Here is a 15,616-nt window from a genome sequence, read left to right as displayed (position 1 = left end):
CCACTCGCTGCGCGAATTGAAATTCGAATCCAAGGGCCGCACGCGGCCCTAATGAAAGCCGCTTCGCGACTTTCGTTTTGGCTTTTCACGGCCCTTTTCTGCGGGTCATTCAATTCAAATCCAATTGCCTCGCGCTTCGCACTCAGCCGAAATTCACTCGCTATTCTTCGCATTCATGATCCGCGTCCGGAATTTCTCCACCCTCGAATTGAACCTCTCCTCATGCACCGCAATCTCCGCATTCCCAAGACCCCCACCAGCTAATCCCAGACATTCCCACATCTCCTTTATGGACGTTCCCGAAAAGGTATCACGACCTCTTTATCGACGTCAAATATGGCGGTCGAAGTAATTCATTGTGTAGAATCACGAGAACGTTCTCACTCCCTTCCGGGCACGGAAAAGCCCCCTCCGGAGAGGGGGCTTTTCCGTGTTTGTGCAGGTCAGATGACGTCACCTTCCATTGCTTCCTGCTCTTCTTCGCGCTTTGCGAGTCCGCGCTTTTCGTAGAAGGCGACGAGCTGCCCCAGGGTGTACTTCTCTCCGTCTGCCGTTTCGACTCCCTCGGGGAATCCGGTGCTGTCCTTGCGGCGCTTGTGCTGGCGGATGAGGCCGGCCTCGATGTCGTAGCCGCGGGCCTTCATCTCACGGGCGATCTCGGCGATGTTGAGCAGGACCGGGGCAGCCAGGGCGTCCTCGTGGGCCCCGCCGGCGGCCTGGCCCGGAATGAGGCGGAGCCTGTCACGCAGCCCTGTCACATCGGCTGTCACGCCCCCCTGGTGTGTGACAGCGTGACCTGCGGTTTCGTCGCTCATACCCCCCTCAGAACCCACGTTCGGGCCCTGGGGGGCGGTGTCGCGTGACAGGCGGCGCAGGAGGGCCGGAGCGACCTCCGGGGAGGCCGCTGGCGGGGCCACATAGAGGCCGTCGGCACTGTAGCCGTGCTCGTCGCGCAGCTGCTTGTAGTAGGCCGTCAGGAGGCGGTACGCCTCCTTCTGGTTCTCGTCCTTGGTGAGGTCTGGGTTCCACGGGGCGTACGGCGTCTGAATGCGGGTGACGTCTCCGGTGTCGGTCACCAGGACCATTCGGCCGGCCTTTTTCTGAATGGGCGGCATGGGGAAACTTGCGCCCATGATGCGCTTCCACTGCTGCTCTCGGTAGCTTCCCAGGATTTTGAACGGGAAGAGAGGCACGAGGGAGACGCCGCCGAATTGGGTGTCTTTGAAGTCCTGGAATACGGCGATGATGTGGACGTTCACCTCACGGCCGAGACGGAGGGTCGAGGCGACCGCATCACGCCAAATAGGGTCACCGGCGGGGGCGCCACTTTCCTTAGTCGACGTGTATTCCTCTTTCAGGATGTCCGCAAGCTGGTTGCATTCTTCCAGGAATACATAGAGCGGGAGGAATTCAGTCCGCGTCTTGTGCTTCTTCTCGTAATTGCGGGCGTTGACGACCTGGACAACCCATTCGAGGGTTGCGCGCATATCCTGCGGTGCCTGGGGGTTGCCGTAGAGGTGAATTCCGGTGATTCCGATGAGGGGTGTGAGGCTGACCATCTTGGGGTCGATGCCGATGATGGTCCCGCCCTTCATCAGCATCTGAATAGCAAGCCACTGGAGGAATGCCGACTTACCGCCACCGGAGCCGACGGAGAGAGCCCAGTGGGCCTGTTCATCGCTCATCTTCTGGATGATGGGTCGGTCGAACGTGTCCTGCCCCAGGTAGAACTCATCCGGCCCGAGCGTGGCGAGAATCTCCTGGACCTTGGGGTCCCAGATGTTCACGGCGGCCGGCGGCTCGGGCTCGGGGGCCGGCGGCTTCGGCGGCGGCTTGTGGGTGTAGAGGGCCGTCGCGTGGTCACCGGTGAACTGATACCGGCCGACCCATTCCCCCGGAATGCGGGAATTGATGAGCGCGGTCACGGTGTCCTTCTCGCCCTGGGAGCCGCGGAACGTCCAAGGGAGCCGCAGGACGATGCGGGCTCCCTCCTCGGAGAGCTTCGCGGGGAGCTGGAGCCAGTGCTCTCGGATCTCGTCCTCGGGCAGGCCGAGGTCCTCGCGCAGCAGGGTCCAGATGCGAGGCCCATAGACGACGTCGTCGCCGGGGGCCTTGGGCTTCCAGCGCTGGGCCACGGCGACGACGACGACCAGGGCGACGACCAGGAGGACGCTGGTCCGGGTGCGCCACGCGGGGACGAACAGGCCCACGGCGGCGGCGGTGAGGGCCAGACGGGCCAGGCCGCGCACGGCGTAGGGCCACCGGTGCCACATCCGCAGGACCAGGGCCACGGCGGTGACGACGGGCGCCACGGCGCCGTAGACGGCCCGTACGGCGCGGCCCACGGCGCGGGCGATCCGGAAGGCGCGGGCGACGACCCACTGGACGGCGAGGGCTACCTGGACGGCGACGTGGAGCGCTTTGGCGGCGCGGCCCTGGTAGCCGATGAGCCAGTCGGCCGCGCGGCGGGCCCTGGCGCTGGGCCGGCGGCGCCGCGGCTTGACCAGGCTCACGCGGGGCGGGGCGAACGCGACGGAGCCGAGGGCGACCGGGGCCGGCCCTCCGGTGTGGATCAGGCGGGTTCCGGCGCGCAGGAACCCGGCGTCCGACCGGGCCTCGCCTCGGGTCTCGTACCCGCCGTAGAACCGCAGGACGGACCAGATGGCTTTGGACAGGGTGACCAGGACGGACCAGAGGCCCTTGGACGCCTCAAGGAGCGCGGTGCGGCCCTTGGGGTTGCTGGCGATGAAGCCGAGGACGCCGAGGGCGGCGAGGACGGTGATCCCGCCCCCGGGCACGTGGTCGACGCTCCAGTTCCAGAGGGTGGCGAACCAGCCGGTCTCGGCGGGTGTGGGCTGGTCCGCTGGGGTCAGGGTGTGAGCCGCGAGGGCGGCGGTCATGCTGTGCACGGATTCCCCTCGTATCGCGTGTGGAGGGGACCCGCTGCCCGGCGGGTGGTGAATCTCTGGCAGGAGAACCTGCCGGGCAGCGAATCCCCGGTCTGGTGACCGCCCAGTGCGGACGATCTTCCGTGGTGGGACTGACAACCTGGCCCGCGCTCCCTGTGGATGAGGGATGCGGGCGCCGGTCACCTGCTACAGGTGGTCGAGCTGGGGTCCGGTGTGACAGCCGGCCCGAACTTTCTTGTGTACTCAGGCCGGCTTGCCCGAAGGCTTGCCCGGCGCCGGCGGGAGGCTTGCCCGCGCGGTTTCGGGGCTTGCCCGGGGCCGGCGGGAGGCTTGCCCAGGGGGACCTGGGGCTTGCCCGCGAGCCTGAACCGGTGACGTCACCGGTTCACTCACCGCTGTGACCCCGGTGAGGTCACGGGTTGGCCCGGTGACTCACCGGGTGCCGGCGGCGAGTCACCGGGTGCCGGCTGGTGACTCACCGCCGGCGCGGTGGCTACATGTAGGCGCTGGGCTTGTCGGCCTCGTTGATGGCCTCGGCCGCGTCCGCCTGCGCGTCGCGCCAGTAGCGGGTGACGGTCTGGATGAACCGCTTGTCCTCGGGGTCGCGGCGGTGGCGGGTGGCGACGGCGTCGATGACGTAGCGGACGTCCTGGACCCCGTCCGCGACCATCGCCTTGACGTCCGCATTCATGCTGCGACTCTTCTTCGCGACCGTGCGGACGAGCGAGAGTGCCGGACGGATGTTCTGGTGGTCTCCGGCCTGGTCAGTGCCGGTGTCGGACGGATATCCGCTGGTCTCTGCGTGGATGGTGGACTCGTGGTCTCGTGACGTCATGACGTCACTAGTGGGGGCGGGAAGGATGGCCGGAGTCGGGGAGGCGGATACCGCGAGGAGGGCGGGCGCCGGGGCGGTGAGGCCCGGGGTGAACATCCGCTCCAGGGCGATGTCCGCGCTCTGGCTGAGGCGACCGCGCTGGACGTCCAGGAGGTCCGCGCCGAGGGTGATGTCACCCGCGCCTACCTTGGCCGCGAGCTTCCACGACTTCTTCACCGACCGAGCGCGGACCTTCTCCTCCGGGTGAGCCGTGGCGCGGGCCTGGTGGTAGGCCAGGTCACGGATGACGGCAGCCGCGCGAGTCTCCGCCTCGATGTCGCGGCCGTCCTGGTGGATGACGACGATGCGGGCGAGGTAGGCGATGGCCTCGGCAGCGGCCGTGATGGCCATCGGGGTGATGGCGTAGACGATGGTCTGGCCGATGCCGTTGGCGGCGGTGGCGCCCATCGCGGCAGCGGCGGCCGGCAGGGCCCACAGGCCGAGGCGGACCACCAGCGGGGCGGGCCGGTTGAACAGGGTGGTGACCAGGAGGACCAGGGCCATGACGGCGGTGGCGCCCTCACCGGCCGCGAGCGCGCCGAGGGCGGTCTCGCCGCCGTAGCGGTGGGAGAGGTTGGAGTAGGTGCCGACACCGCCGAGGACGCCGATGGCGAGCATCGGCACGATGGTCACCGACAGGAGGATCTTCTGCGTCCGGCTGAGGCGGTTCTTCATGGTGGTGCTGCCTTCCTGGGTCTCGTGTGGCGGCGTGGTGTCGTGGACTCGTGGCGTCATGAAGCGAGAGAGGAGGCCCATCACTTGCCCTTCTTCGCCGGGCGGGGGGTGACACGCAGTTCCTTGATGGCGGCGGCGACGCCGATGACTCCGATGCCGATACCGATACCGCCGTAGGCGATGGCCTGGCCCATGGCCGCGATGGCCGGCGCGGCGACCACCAGGAGCACGGTTGCGGGGGTGCACAGGATCAGGAGACCGACGGCGGCGATCATGCCGTTGCGGAGCCAGGCCGGGATCGGCTGTGTCGGCATCTGCACGACGATGGGGGCCGGCCCCTCGGTCGGGATGTAGACCGGCTGGCCCTCGGCGGTGTAGCCCACGGTCATTCCGGGCGGGACGACCGCGGTGCGCTGCTGCGGGATGTAGGGGATCGGGTTCGTGTCCACAGGTGTCTTCTCCTTCAGGCCGCGAGGGCCGGCGCATCGGCGCACCCGGGGCAGCAGCCCAGGGACGTCGGGATGACGTAGGGGTGGGTGACCATGCAGACCCGGCAGGTCCGGCGGGCGCGCATCATCGCGGCGACGGCGCGGGCGCGGCCCGGGGTCATCGGTCGGACCGGTTGGGCGAGGTCGAGGCGGTAGAGGTAGGCGGCGCGGACCAGGCGCTCGGTCGCGCCGGGCGGGCGCCGGCCGTGCCAGAGGATCTGGGCGGCGACCGGCTGGCCGGCCGGGCGCAGGCCCTGGGCGCGGAGTTGGCGGCGGGTGGCCAGGCCCTCGGGGGCGAGGCGGCGCGGGTAGGTCGGCAGGCCGTACGTTTCCCCGGTCGGATCGAGGAACCTCACCTGGATTCACCTCCGTATCTGCTGGTCAGAGGGGCTGAGTGGCGTCGTGGGCTCATGGGCTCGTGGGCTCACGACGCCACCGGATGTGCGGGTTCTTTCAGGAGCGGGGCGGTTCGGTGCTCCAGCCGGCCCAGTCCGCGACGTCGTCGGCCGCGGCCCAGCAGGCGTCCCGTACCGCGCGGCGCCGGCCGTTGCTCATCATCAGGAGCGGCAGGGTGCAGGCCAGGCCGACGGCCAGGGCCCCCAGGGCCGCGATGAGCAGGACCACCAGGCCGGAGGAGACCGGCATCCCGCTCTGGGTGACCAGGACCGCCAGGCCCAGGCCCACCAGGACGGCCGCGATCTGCGGAGCCCGGCTCACGGCGTAGAACACGGGGAGAGCGATCAACGTCCGCACTAGAACCACCTCTTCGAACCCGGCACGATCATGTGCGCCGGGTGGCCGTTGGTCATGTGGTCCACGCAGGCCGGGCAGTCCTCGCGCGGCCCGAGCTGCGCGTGCTGGGCTCGGCTGTCGTACGCGTGGAGCCAGCACTGGCGGCACTCGCCCGGCGGCGGGGTCAGCGCCTTCTGGCTGGGGGCCACGGCTACCACCACCCCGAGGACTTCTTCTCCGCCTTGGCCTTCGCGGCCTGGTGGAGAAGTTCGGCCTTGGCCGTCTGCGCGGCGGCAATCTCGGCCCGGAGCTGGGCGTTCGCGTTCTGCCAGATCAGCTCAATGCCGCGATCAGCCTTGGGGGTGGGTCGCTGGCCGCGTACCCCGTTGTAGACGATGGAGGCGACGTGCCTGCCCAGAGTGGCCTGGTCACGGCCGGACAGGGCCCAGCTCTCACGCCCCTCGACGCCGGCCAGCTTGCGGGTCGCGGTGTCGATCAGGCGGTCCAGGCGGCGGATCTCGCTCTTGTCCATGGTCAGCCCCTCCTCGGGTAGTTGTGGCCGGCGGGCGGGTTTGCGGACTGGTTGACGTACAAGGCGTTCGCCACGACGCGCTCGAACGCGGCGCGCTCGGGCGGGGTCTCCTCGTCCGGGGGGAGGAGGCTCCCGCCGAGCGCGGCCATCAGGCCGTGCGTGCGGTCGTAGTCCTCGTGGCGGGTCTCGCGACGGATGCTCATGCCCGGCCCCCCTGCTGCTGCCGGGCCAGGGCCTCGGCCTGCTGGCGCGCGTCCTCGATCGCCTGCTGTGCCCGCTGGATCTCCGCGAGACGGTTCGCGGTCTCGGTCTCGATCGCCGGGTTGTAGGTCTCGTAGTCCATGGCGATCACCCGGCCAGCGCGAGCCGGAGCTGGCCGACCGCGCGGTGGAAGTGGGCGTAGACGTAGGAGTCGCCCCGGCCGACGTGGCCGGCGACGGCCGCATACGGCATCCCATCGGCACGGAGGAGGAGCACCGCCTGGTCCTGCTCGGGGAGCGTGGCGACGGCGGCAGCCAGACGCTCGGACAACTCCGGCTCCGGCTCGGCCAGGACGATGTCCTCGGCGGCCGGCGCGGCCGGGAGCGGGAAGGACGCCACGGCGTCCGCCCAGTCCCGGGGGATCTCGCGGTTGCGGCCGACCTTGTAGAAGTCTGCGACCGCGTGACGGGTGAGCACCGCGAGCCAGGCGAACGCCTCGGCATCGGGAGACACCAACTGATGGAGCGAGCGGCCGGCCCTGACCCACGCGTCCATGACGACGTCCTCGGCCGTGGCCGGGTCGTTCGTCAGGTTGCGGGCCAGGCGGACGAGCCGCTGATTGTAGAGGCGGAACAGCCGGTCAAGGCGGGCCGCGGTGTCGGCAGTGAGCGGTAAGGCGTCGGTACGATTCGACACAGGATCAACCCCTGGTTTCAGGCAGGCGGTTAGGTCTTAGGCCCTGGTCCGGAGGTGAGATGCCGGACCGGGGCCGCGCTCTGATAGTTCTAGAACACGTGGTGCGTGTCAAGCAGTAGCGTGCTAGAACATCAGAGAATCACCCGCTAGCATGTGCTTCGTAGTGGTCTAGAACGCCAAACCAGAGATGAGGGATCGACATGTCTCCCCGTATCGAGCGGACCCCGCCGTACATGCAGGTGGTGGAGCACTTCCGCAAGCAGATCGTGGACGGGGTCCTCAAGGACGGCGACCGCATCCCCGCCGTACGGCAGATCGCCGAGGACTGGAACCTGGCCCACGCCACGGCCGCAAAGGTCCTGGCAACCCTTCGAGGTGACGGGCTCGTGGAGTCCCGCCCCGGCGTCGGCACCATCGTTCGGGGACGAGTTCACCGCAGCGCCGCAGACCGCGCCCTCCGAATGCTGACCACCGGGAAGATCTACGCCCCGGGTGAGTACGCCGTCATCAAGTCCGCCGGCCTGGCTCCGGCTCCCGCGAACATCGCCGAGGCCCTGGGGATCGAAGAGGGCGCCCAGGCCGTCCAGCGCGTGCGCGTGACCCACGACGAGACCGGGCCCATCTCCGCCTCCACGTCATGGTTCAGCGGCGACATGGCTGAGGTTGCTCCCGCCCTGCTCACGACAGAGCGAATCCCTGGCGGGACTCCCTCTGTCATCGAGGAGGCGACCGGGCGCCGAACTCACGTGGTGGAAGAACGGAAGACCGTGGGTATCGCGGATGCAGCCCAGGCCCAGGCCCTTGGTGTCGAGGTGGGCAGCCCGATCCTGGTGGGCCTGAACACCTACCGCGACGCGGACGGCGAGCCCATCGAGGTTGGGGAGTCCGTGGCCGGCCCCGGCCGCTGGTTCTACAACCGGTACGAAGTTACGGGCGACTGACCCAGTCAGCCGTCTGCGTGAGCGGTGTCCCTACCGTTGGTGAGGGTGTCCGCTACCCGGCGTAAGCTGCACGAAACAACTGATCAAGACGCAAAAAAAGCCGCAAGCCCCACCCGGGCTCTGAAAGAGGGTTCGAAGCCTCGGACAGAGTCGAAGTCCCGGAGAAGGGCTTAGCGGCGACCATCACAGGTCTGCTGCCGAGTGTAGGGCAGGTGGGGAGTGCTGTCTTCCCCGCCGTGACGTCACGAGAGTGATGTCACCTGTCCGTACCTCCGTGTGGCAGGCCGGAAAGGCTTCGCCTCAGTGGGACTGACCAAGCCCGCCGCAGTACCCGCCCAGAAGGGCGGTGGAACGGTCTCGAACCTGGAGAAGGACGGGGCCCCGGCCGGTTGCAGGCCGGTTGCCGGAATGAAAAAGGGCTGGTTCTACCGGCCCGCCGACCGCATGATCGTCCACCAGCAGAGCGCAGATTCGGCGCCGCTGTCCATCGGGCGTGTGCCAAAGGTCATCGGCCAGATCGAACATCTCACAGACGACGGCGAGAGCATCCGGATCGAATACCTCGTGCTCGGGCACCGCCAACGGCGGGGCCGGATCGTCAACGAGGACGAACTGGACCGTGGCACCTGGGCCGCGAAGCTCTCCTTCCGCCGGCCCACCGGCAGCGACGAACGCCACGCGTACGCACGCCTGATCCGCGAGGAGGGCGAGAACGCCACTGTCATCCCGGCTCGGACGTACTACGACGAGGAAGGGAGCTTGATTTTCCCGACCGCCGAGGCCCAGACCCTGGGGTACCGCATGTTGCGCGGTACTGAGGAACAGGCCCGGGAGGCATGGGAGGAGATCGGCGCCTACACGACCATGTGCGGGAGGTCGGCTCTGGTCCTGGGCGCGATGATGATTGGCCCAGCCCTGGACTCTCTGGACGTCCTGGCGCATGTCCTGAACTGTTACGGCCCCGGCCAGCAAGGCAAGTCGACCGTGATGACCGTTGCCTGTTCTCTCCTGGGGGACCTGAAGCCGCGGCGCCAGCAGTTGATGATGACCTGGAACAGCAGCAAGCAGGGCATCACTCAGTCGCTCCGCCAACGCGGATTCCTGCCCCTGGGCCTGGACGAACACAGCTCCTCCGGCCGCAAGATCAAGGAGAGTTCCCGGGAGATCTCGCAGATGGTAGCCGGCGCGGTCCGCATGATGGGCAGCGCCGACGGGTCCCCCCGCGAATCGGACGGGTTCTGGCTCTCCCTGCTGCTGTCCACCTCCAATGAGCAGCTCAAGTTCGAGGGCCAGACCGAAGACCTCGCCACCCGGCTCCAGGAGATCAGCGCGCCGTTCTACCCGGACCGGATGGTCCTGCCGAACGGTGACCCCGCGCCTGCCGGCCACAAGGGGGCCGAGCACGTCTCCAAGCGGCTCAAGCGCCTGGCCAAGGGTCATGGTGGGTGGCCGCTGGAGTGGGCGATCCGCGCCGGCATGTTCCACGTGAAGAACCTCGGTCAACTGAAGAAGCTGCACCTGGAACTGACTGCGAAGTACCGCCCGGCCACCGGCGGGGTAGCCGCGACGATCGCGGAACTTCACACGGCCTGGGTCGTCGGCGCCTACATGCTCGGCGAGGCAATCGGCGTTCCCGGGATCGGCGAGGCCGCCGAGGCCGAGGCCGCCAGCCGGCTCACCAACGCCATCGAGGTAGCCGCCGAGGCCAACATCCCGGACTCAGAGCGACTGTGGAACGCTCTGGACTCGCTGCGGATCGAGGCAGCGACCTTTCCTCAGGTCGAGAACCTCCTGGCCGTGGCCGAGGACGGCCATGTCCGGCCCAGAGGCTTCTACGCCACAGCAGCCGACGGCGACGGAACCATGCGGCAGTGGTGGGTTGTGGACCCCGTGGTCCGCCAGGCCGCCGCAGACGCCGAGATCGACAACCTGACGGCGGCACTCCAGGTCCTGGACGGGCTCGGCGTGCACATCCGCGAGAAGGGCAAACACGCCCAGCGCCGGCTTCCTCAGAGCGTCAGGGGCAAAGGGAACATGCCCGTCAGGATGCACTGCTTCAACCTCGACAAGGCCGACGAGATCTTCGCCAGCGATGACGCTTCAGAGGGTGGTCCCGGGGACCAGTTCCCGGGTGGGACCACCCCCCGGGACCACCCTGGGACCACCGGGGTGGTCCCAGAAAACAAGCCTCTGACCTGCGACGGGACCACCGGGACCACCGGGACCACCCTGAAGCTGTTCAACATCTCACAGGGGGGAGAAACCACCCCCAGGACCACCCTGTCCGTGCCGGCCCCGGCGACGTCGCCGGAGGAGGCCAACCAGGAGGTTCCGGGATCCGGCGAAGCGCCGGCGGAGCGGCCCTGGGTGCCGGCGCCGGCGGGGATGTTCCAGCCGGGGGACGAGCGCCTGGACCTGCCGTTCCTGAAGTTGGCGATGAAGGCGAAGGGGCGGACCCAGACCGCGTTGAACTTCGGTGTCCTGGGCGATGGGTACGTGTACCTGCCGAACCGCGAGCCGATCCCGGCCGCGTTGCCCGAGAACGTGGACCAGGTCCCGGAGTTGATGCGCCTGCACGGCCTGAAGACCCTGTGGGTGCACGAGGAGGCCGCGACCGCGCTGGGCCTGCCGACGTACGAGGACCGCGTGGCGGACCTGAACACCTACAAGGGCCCCCAAGGTCCGATGCCCCACCCGTGGGCCAGCCCTCGGCCCGGGTCGTCCGTGGTGGTCAAGGGCGAGGGGTTGTCCTCCTGGGTGACGCTCACGGCCGAGGGGGGCCAGCGCCTGTCGCTGCCCCTCCCGCTCTATGACGACCGGTTCGACCGGTCCGACGAGGACGCACGCGGCGGGTGGGGCGGCGCCCCGACCCCGCAGGTACTCCTGGACGCGCTGATGGTCTACCTGCTGGCCACCCGTCACGGGTCCGAGGAGTGGCCCAAGGTGATCCCGTACTACCTCAGCAGCAACGCGACGGCGAAGGACTACGCCGGCGGCGACGACCGCCCGGACGTCTCCTCCGAGGCGATCCGCAACCGGCAGGTGCCCACCGTGGGCATCATGCAGCCTCTGGTGAACATGCAGTGGAACCGCCCGGCCGACGCGATCAGCGACGACGAGCGGGCCATGGGATGGCTGCATCAGTACGACAAGAACGCGGCCTGGCTGGCCGCGATCGGGTCGGCCTGGCTCGGTATCGGTGACCCGACCCACTACCCGGACGGCACACGGTTCCTGGCCAACAAGGCCGGCTACTGGCGCCTGCTGAACCTGCCGTACAAGGCCGGCGAGACCCTGCCGGAACTCCGGTTCCACCAGGCCGAGGAGGGCGGGCACTGGGCCCGCACGCCGGCCGTGGGCCTGCTGACCGACCTGTACCCGGGATGGGTGCCCGAAGTCGCGGAAGCCTGGGTGTGGACCAACTCGAAGCGGGCCCTGTACGGGATGTACGACAAGCTGCGGATCGCCCGTGAGCGCGTCATCGTCGCCCAGGTGGAGGGCCGCCCCGGCGCCCGGTACGCAAAGCAGGTCGTCGGCCACCTCTACCAGTCATTCCGCGGCTACCTCTCCCGCGTCGACGGCCCGAAGAAGGACCACAGCGACCCGACCGGCCAGACCCTGTACGCCGGCGACATCTACTGGCGCCCGGACTGGGCCGAGATGGTGCTGGACCTGGCCCTGGCCAACACTTACCGGGACCTGGCCAAGTTCGAGGCCGAGGGCCGGCCGCCCCTGAGCCTGAAGGTGGACGCCATCACCGTGGCCAGCAACGAGGCGGACCCACGGGCCGCGGCCCCGGCCTCCATGAAGTTCGGTGCCAAGGGCGGGGAGTGGAAGCCGGAGCCCGAGTACACCGTCCCGCTGGCCCAGTTGCTGCCGGCGATCGACGCGGGGAAGGCCGTGACCGTGGCCCGCAGGTCCTACCTGAGCGCGAAGGAGAGCTGACATGGGCATCATCGGGCGGATCTTCGGACGCAAGGGCGGTGAGGAGCCGGAGGAACCCCGCGAGGAACCGGGCGAAGAGGCGGCGGCTCCGGCGCCCGAACCGGCGGGCGAGGCGCCCCAGGAGGAGGCATCCGAGCCGGAGCGCAAGCCGGGGTTCCTGGACCGGGTCAAGCGTGTGTTCCGCCGGAAGAAGGAACCGGGGCCGGCCGAGGAGACGTCGGCCCCGGGAGAGGCTAAGCCGGCTCCTCCGCCGACCCAGCCTGTGCCCACCGGCACCCAGGAGGCCCTGCCCGGAACCGAGGACCTGGCTCCTGAGGCTGCGGCGGAACCGGAGGAGAAGGACTACAGCAACGCCCCCAGCTCGATCACGGTCCAGATCCCGGGAACCTGGAAGATGAGCCGCAAGAAGTGGGTAGGGGTGGTCAAGGGCACCCTCACCGGAAACGACGTCGTCGAATTCCTCAAGCACCTGGACAAGGGCGAGGAGGAGGCCGCGGTGATGATGGTCTGCCAGGCGTTCGATCAGGGCTCGGGGTTCGCCGACGCGGTGGACCTGGGCGAGTCCGAGTGGGGCAGCATTTCCTACTGACCTCGCAGCATGGAGAAAGGCCCGCGCCCCTTGGGGTGCGGGCCTTTCTCCTATCCTCGTGACGTCACGAGTTCACGAGTCCATGCCGTCCCGCTCGGGCGGGCCATGGCTCTTAAGAGGGACATGACGCCGTGGGTCCGTGACGTCACCATGAGGCGCTCATCAGGCGCTCTACCCTTGCTCTACGCTGCACCACATGGACATCTACTCGATGACGAACCAGAAGGGTGGGGTCGGCAAAACTGCCAACTCCATCAATCTGGGCGCCGCGCTGGCCGTGCTGGGCCGGCGCACACTGCTGGTGGACTGGGACCCCCAGGGTCACCTCACCGAGGCCCTGGGCATCCCCGAGTCGCCCGACACCCACACCATGAAGGGGTGGGTTCTCGGCGCCTGGAAGGGTGACCCGCACCGGCTTGTCGTCCCCTACCGGGAACGGCTGCATGTCCTGCCCACCAACATGGACATGTTCATGTTGGACAAGGGGCTGTACCAGGCCAATGCACGGGAGATGCGCCTCTCTCGGCTCCTGGAGGAGTTCGAGGACGACTACGACGCCTGCGTCATCGACGCACCACCCTCCCTCGGGATCGGCGCAGAGTGCGCGCTGATGGCCGCCCGCCGGCGCTCCGGGCGACGCGGCGGGCTCATCGTCCCGGTAGAGGCCGAGGACTCCAGCATCCGGGCGCTCCGGCTGCTTCTGCGTCAGGTCGCCCTGCTCTCCGAGGAGATGCAGGCCCGCATCGACATCCTCGGCCTGGTGCCGTCCCGCTTCGACACCCGGGACGGCGAGATCGTCGCGTCCATGCTCGAAGCGTTCCGCGGCATGGGGGAACCCCCCGTCATCGCCGAGATCAGGAAACGGACCGACATTCGCAAGGCCTGGCGAGCCAAGATGCCTGTCTTGGAGTGGGACCCGAAGTGCGAGGCGTCCGGGTGGTACCTCGACCTCGCGAAGGTGGTGCTCGCCTCGTGAGTGCAGCACGCAAGCCTGTGGCCCCACCGGACATGGGGAGTCTGGATGCCAGCCTGGAGCAGATGAAGAGGCTCCGGCAGGACGTGCCAGTCGAGGACCTCGCTCCACTCGCAGAGCAGCAGGAGAGCCGGCAGGAGGAGGAGCAGGAAGGCCGGCAGGAAGAGGAGGCTGCTCGGTCCCGGCCTGGACGGAGCCGAGGGGGCCGGCGCCCAGCGCCCGCGGCTGCCGACGCGGTACCGACAACCGTGCGGTTCGACCCGGAGGAGGCCAGCGAAATCGACTGGTTCGTTCTGGAGCTCCGGGCGGACGCGCGGCGGCGCACCCTCGACAAGTCGGAGGTGATCCGGGAACTTCTTCGACTGGCCAGGGAGCACCCTCCGACGAAGAAGGCGCTGCTCAAGCGCCTGACCTGAGCACGGCAGGGTGCGCAAGAGCCCCTTTCAAGGGGCGATTCAGGGCCGCAACGCGGAGCGCGTTGTGGCCCTGACCTGCGTAAACAGGAGGTTCCCAGGTCCTTCGTGACGTCACGAGTCCATGAAGCCACGACATCAGCAGGACCCCTTGCATTGCTGTACGGAAGTCCGTACAGTCCTTCCTGTACGAAGTTCCGTACAGCACCGGAGGAGACCTCGTGGACCCCATCAGTTACGCCACCGGCACCGACGCACGCATGGGCGGGCTGGACATCACCATCAGCCTGACCCCCACCCAGGCCAAGGCGTTGGACAGCGACGCCGGCCAACTCGCCGACTGGCTGCACACCGGCCTGTGGGCACTCGCGGTGCTCCGTACCGGCCTCAACGGCGCCGGAGAGCCCTACAGCGCCGGCCCCGACGACTGGCACACCGCCATCAACGACCTGGACCGGCGCCTGATCCCCAGGCTCGAAGGCATCCGGGACAGCGTGATCCGCGCTCACACCCAAAGCGGCGGAAGCGTCGCGGACCTCGCCCTGGCCATGGACGTCAGCCGCAGCACCGCGCAGTACCGCCGCGAAAGCGTCCTCAACGGGAAGGACCGGCCCACCACCTGGGAGAACTGGGCGCTCGACGGCGGGCCGCAGAACCGGGAGCACTGCAACGCGTGCGGAGAGCAAGCCTCGGCCCTGGACCCGATCGTCACCACCGACGACAACGACCACTACCGAATCCACCGGAGCCACACCCTCGACCCCAAGGACGGGTTCTACGGCACCTCGATCATCTCCGACTGACACAGCCGCGGGGGCCGGCCGTCCACTGCCAGGCGCACGACCGACCCCACTCCTCACCCGATCTCAGACCAGGGAGACCACCATCATGCACGCAACCGCCGCAGTCGTGTTCGCCACCGTCTTCATCGCGCTGTACGTCGCGCACTCCGTCGGGGACCACTGGGTCCAATCCTCCTGCCAGGCCGCAACCAAGGGCCGGCCCGGCTGGGTCGGCCGCGCCGCCTGCACCCGCCACGTCCTCAGCCTGACCCTGACCAAGGCCGTCATGCTGGCCCCGGTCGTGTTCCTGCTTGACCTGCCCGTCACCGCCACGGGACTCCTCATCGGCCTCGGCCTGGACGCCGGATCCCATTGGTGGGCAGACCGACGGACGACACTCGCACGCCTCGCCCAGGCCTGCGGGAAGGCCGAGTTCTACAGCCTCGGCACCCCGACCCACCCCGCACACCCCGTTACCGCCGAGGGCGCATACGCGCCCACCCTGGGGACAGGCGCCTACTCGCTGGACCAGAGTTGGCACATCCTTTGGCTCGGAATCGCGGCCCTTCTCATCGCCACCATTTGACCGACAAACCCGACGAATTACCCCCACCGAAAACCGGTGGGGGTAATTCGCATTCCAAGCGTCGGGAATTGCATTTCCCTGAAGCCTGCGCGAAATCAAGAAACCCAATTCACCTGAATTCTGCATCCAGCGGCCACAAAAGGAAAGAGGGCAAGCGCTCCGCGCTTTTCCATTCAATCTCCGATTGAATCCAAATTTCCGCTTCGCTACAATTCTGCGGCGGTCAATTCGCTCCGCGAATTCAAATGGAGCACAGGCGGCGCGCTCCGCGCTCCGCTAG

The 15,616-nt window shown here is 68.3% G+C and carries 17 protein-coding genes; 7 read left to right on the top strand and 10 right to left on the bottom strand.

The window, feature by feature from the left end; genetic code table 11:
• Positions 1–443 precede the first annotated feature (443 nt).
• From OG906_RS43515 to OG906_RS43470, 10 genes are all read right to left on the bottom strand, one after another.
• On the bottom strand, positions 444–2,909 hold the full coding sequence (locus OG906_RS43515; RefSeq protein WP_329449431.1) for a hypothetical protein: 2,466 nt from the start codon (positions 2,907–2,909) through the stop codon (positions 444–446).
• A gap of 493 nt (positions 2,910–3,402) precedes the next feature.
• Positions 3,403–4,518: a conjugal transfer protein gene (locus tag OG906_RS43510; RefSeq protein WP_329449430.1), complete on the bottom strand. Its 1,116-nt coding sequence runs from the start codon at positions 4,516–4,518 to the stop codon at positions 3,403–3,405.
• A 20-nt stretch (positions 4,519–4,538) separates the two neighbouring features.
• The gene (locus OG906_RS43505; protein WP_329449429.1) at positions 4,539–4,907 is read right to left on the bottom strand and encodes a hypothetical protein; all 369 of its coding nucleotides are present in this window, start codon (positions 4,905–4,907) and stop codon (positions 4,539–4,541) included.
• 14 nt (positions 4,908–4,921) lie between these two features.
• Positions 4,922–5,302 carry an RRQRL motif-containing zinc-binding protein gene (locus tag OG906_RS43500; protein ID WP_329449428.1) on the bottom strand — a complete coding sequence of 127 codons (381 nt, stop codon included), beginning with the start codon at positions 5,300–5,302 and terminating at the stop codon, positions 4,922–4,924.
• Positions 5,303–5,399: 97 nt separating this feature from the next.
• Complete coding sequence (locus OG906_RS43495) at positions 5,400–5,690, bottom strand: hypothetical protein (protein WP_329449427.1); 291 nt, start codon at positions 5,688–5,690, stop codon at positions 5,400–5,402.
• 8 nt (positions 5,691–5,698) lie between these two features.
• Positions 5,699–5,887 (bottom strand): pRL2-8, encoded by a 189-nt coding sequence (locus OG906_RS43490; RefSeq protein WP_329449426.1) that lies wholly within the window; start codon positions 5,885–5,887, stop codon positions 5,699–5,701.
• Between the two features lie 2 nt (positions 5,888–5,889).
• Positions 5,890–6,210: a hypothetical protein gene (locus OG906_RS43485; RefSeq protein WP_329449425.1), complete on the bottom strand. Its 321-nt coding sequence runs from the start codon at positions 6,208–6,210 to the stop codon at positions 5,890–5,892.
• Positions 6,211–6,212: 2 nt separating this feature from the next.
• Positions 6,213–6,413, bottom strand: a complete 201-nt coding sequence (locus OG906_RS43480; protein ID WP_329449424.1) for a hypothetical protein — start codon at positions 6,411–6,413, stop codon at positions 6,213–6,215.
• Positions 6,410–6,553 (bottom strand): hypothetical protein, encoded by a 144-nt coding sequence (locus OG906_RS43475; RefSeq protein WP_329449423.1) that lies wholly within the window; start codon positions 6,551–6,553, stop codon positions 6,410–6,412. Before OG906_RS43475 ends, OG906_RS43480 begins: the two co-directional genes overlap by 4 nt.
• A 5-nt stretch (positions 6,554–6,558) precedes the next feature.
• The gene (locus tag OG906_RS43470) at positions 6,559–7,107 is read right to left on the bottom strand and encodes an RNA polymerase sigma factor (protein WP_329449422.1); all 549 of its coding nucleotides are present in this window, start codon (positions 7,105–7,107) and stop codon (positions 6,559–6,561) included.
• A 200-nt stretch (positions 7,108–7,307) separates the two neighbouring features.
• On the opposite strand from OG906_RS43470, the gene OG906_RS43465 reads away from it, so the two are divergent.
• The 7 genes from OG906_RS43465 (at position 7,308) to OG906_RS43435 (ending at position 15,336) form a co-directional block, all read left to right on the top strand.
• The gene (locus tag OG906_RS43465; RefSeq protein WP_329449421.1) at positions 7,308–8,048 is read left to right on the top strand and encodes a GntR family transcriptional regulator; all 741 of its coding nucleotides are present in this window, start codon (positions 7,308–7,310) and stop codon (positions 8,046–8,048) included.
• A 303-nt stretch (positions 8,049–8,351) separates the two neighbouring features.
• Positions 8,352–11,993 (top strand): DUF927 domain-containing protein, encoded by a 3,642-nt coding sequence (locus tag OG906_RS43460; RefSeq protein WP_329449420.1) that lies wholly within the window; start codon positions 8,352–8,354, stop codon positions 11,991–11,993.
• Position 11,994: 1 nt separating this feature from the next.
• Positions 11,995–12,582 (top strand): hypothetical protein, encoded by a 588-nt coding sequence (locus OG906_RS43455; RefSeq protein ID WP_329449419.1) that lies wholly within the window; start codon positions 11,995–11,997, stop codon positions 12,580–12,582.
• 196 nt (positions 12,583–12,778) lie between these two features.
• Positions 12,779–13,558 carry a ParA family protein gene (locus OG906_RS43450; RefSeq protein WP_329449418.1) on the top strand — a complete coding sequence of 260 codons (780 nt, stop codon included), beginning with the start codon at positions 12,779–12,781 and terminating at the stop codon, positions 13,556–13,558.
• Positions 13,555–13,971, top strand: a complete 417-nt coding sequence (locus tag OG906_RS43445; RefSeq protein ID WP_329449417.1) for a hypothetical protein — start codon at positions 13,555–13,557, stop codon at positions 13,969–13,971. The genes OG906_RS43450 and OG906_RS43445 overlap by 4 nt, the downstream gene beginning before the upstream one ends.
• A 218-nt stretch (positions 13,972–14,189) precedes the next feature.
• Positions 14,190–14,771, top strand: coding sequence for a hypothetical protein (locus tag OG906_RS43440; RefSeq protein WP_329449416.1), 582 nt, complete (start codon positions 14,190–14,192; stop codon positions 14,769–14,771).
• Between the two features lie 85 nt (positions 14,772–14,856).
• Positions 14,857–15,336, top strand: coding sequence for a transcriptional regulator (locus OG906_RS43435; RefSeq protein WP_329449415.1), 480 nt, complete (start codon positions 14,857–14,859; stop codon positions 15,334–15,336).
• Positions 15,337–15,616 lie beyond the last annotated feature (280 nt).

The organism is Streptomyces sp. NBC_01426, from assembly GCF_036231985.1.
Taxonomy (GTDB): Bacteria; Actinomycetota; Actinomycetes; order Streptomycetales; family Streptomycetaceae; genus Streptomyces.
This window is presented reverse-complemented; position numbering and strand designations above follow the sequence as displayed.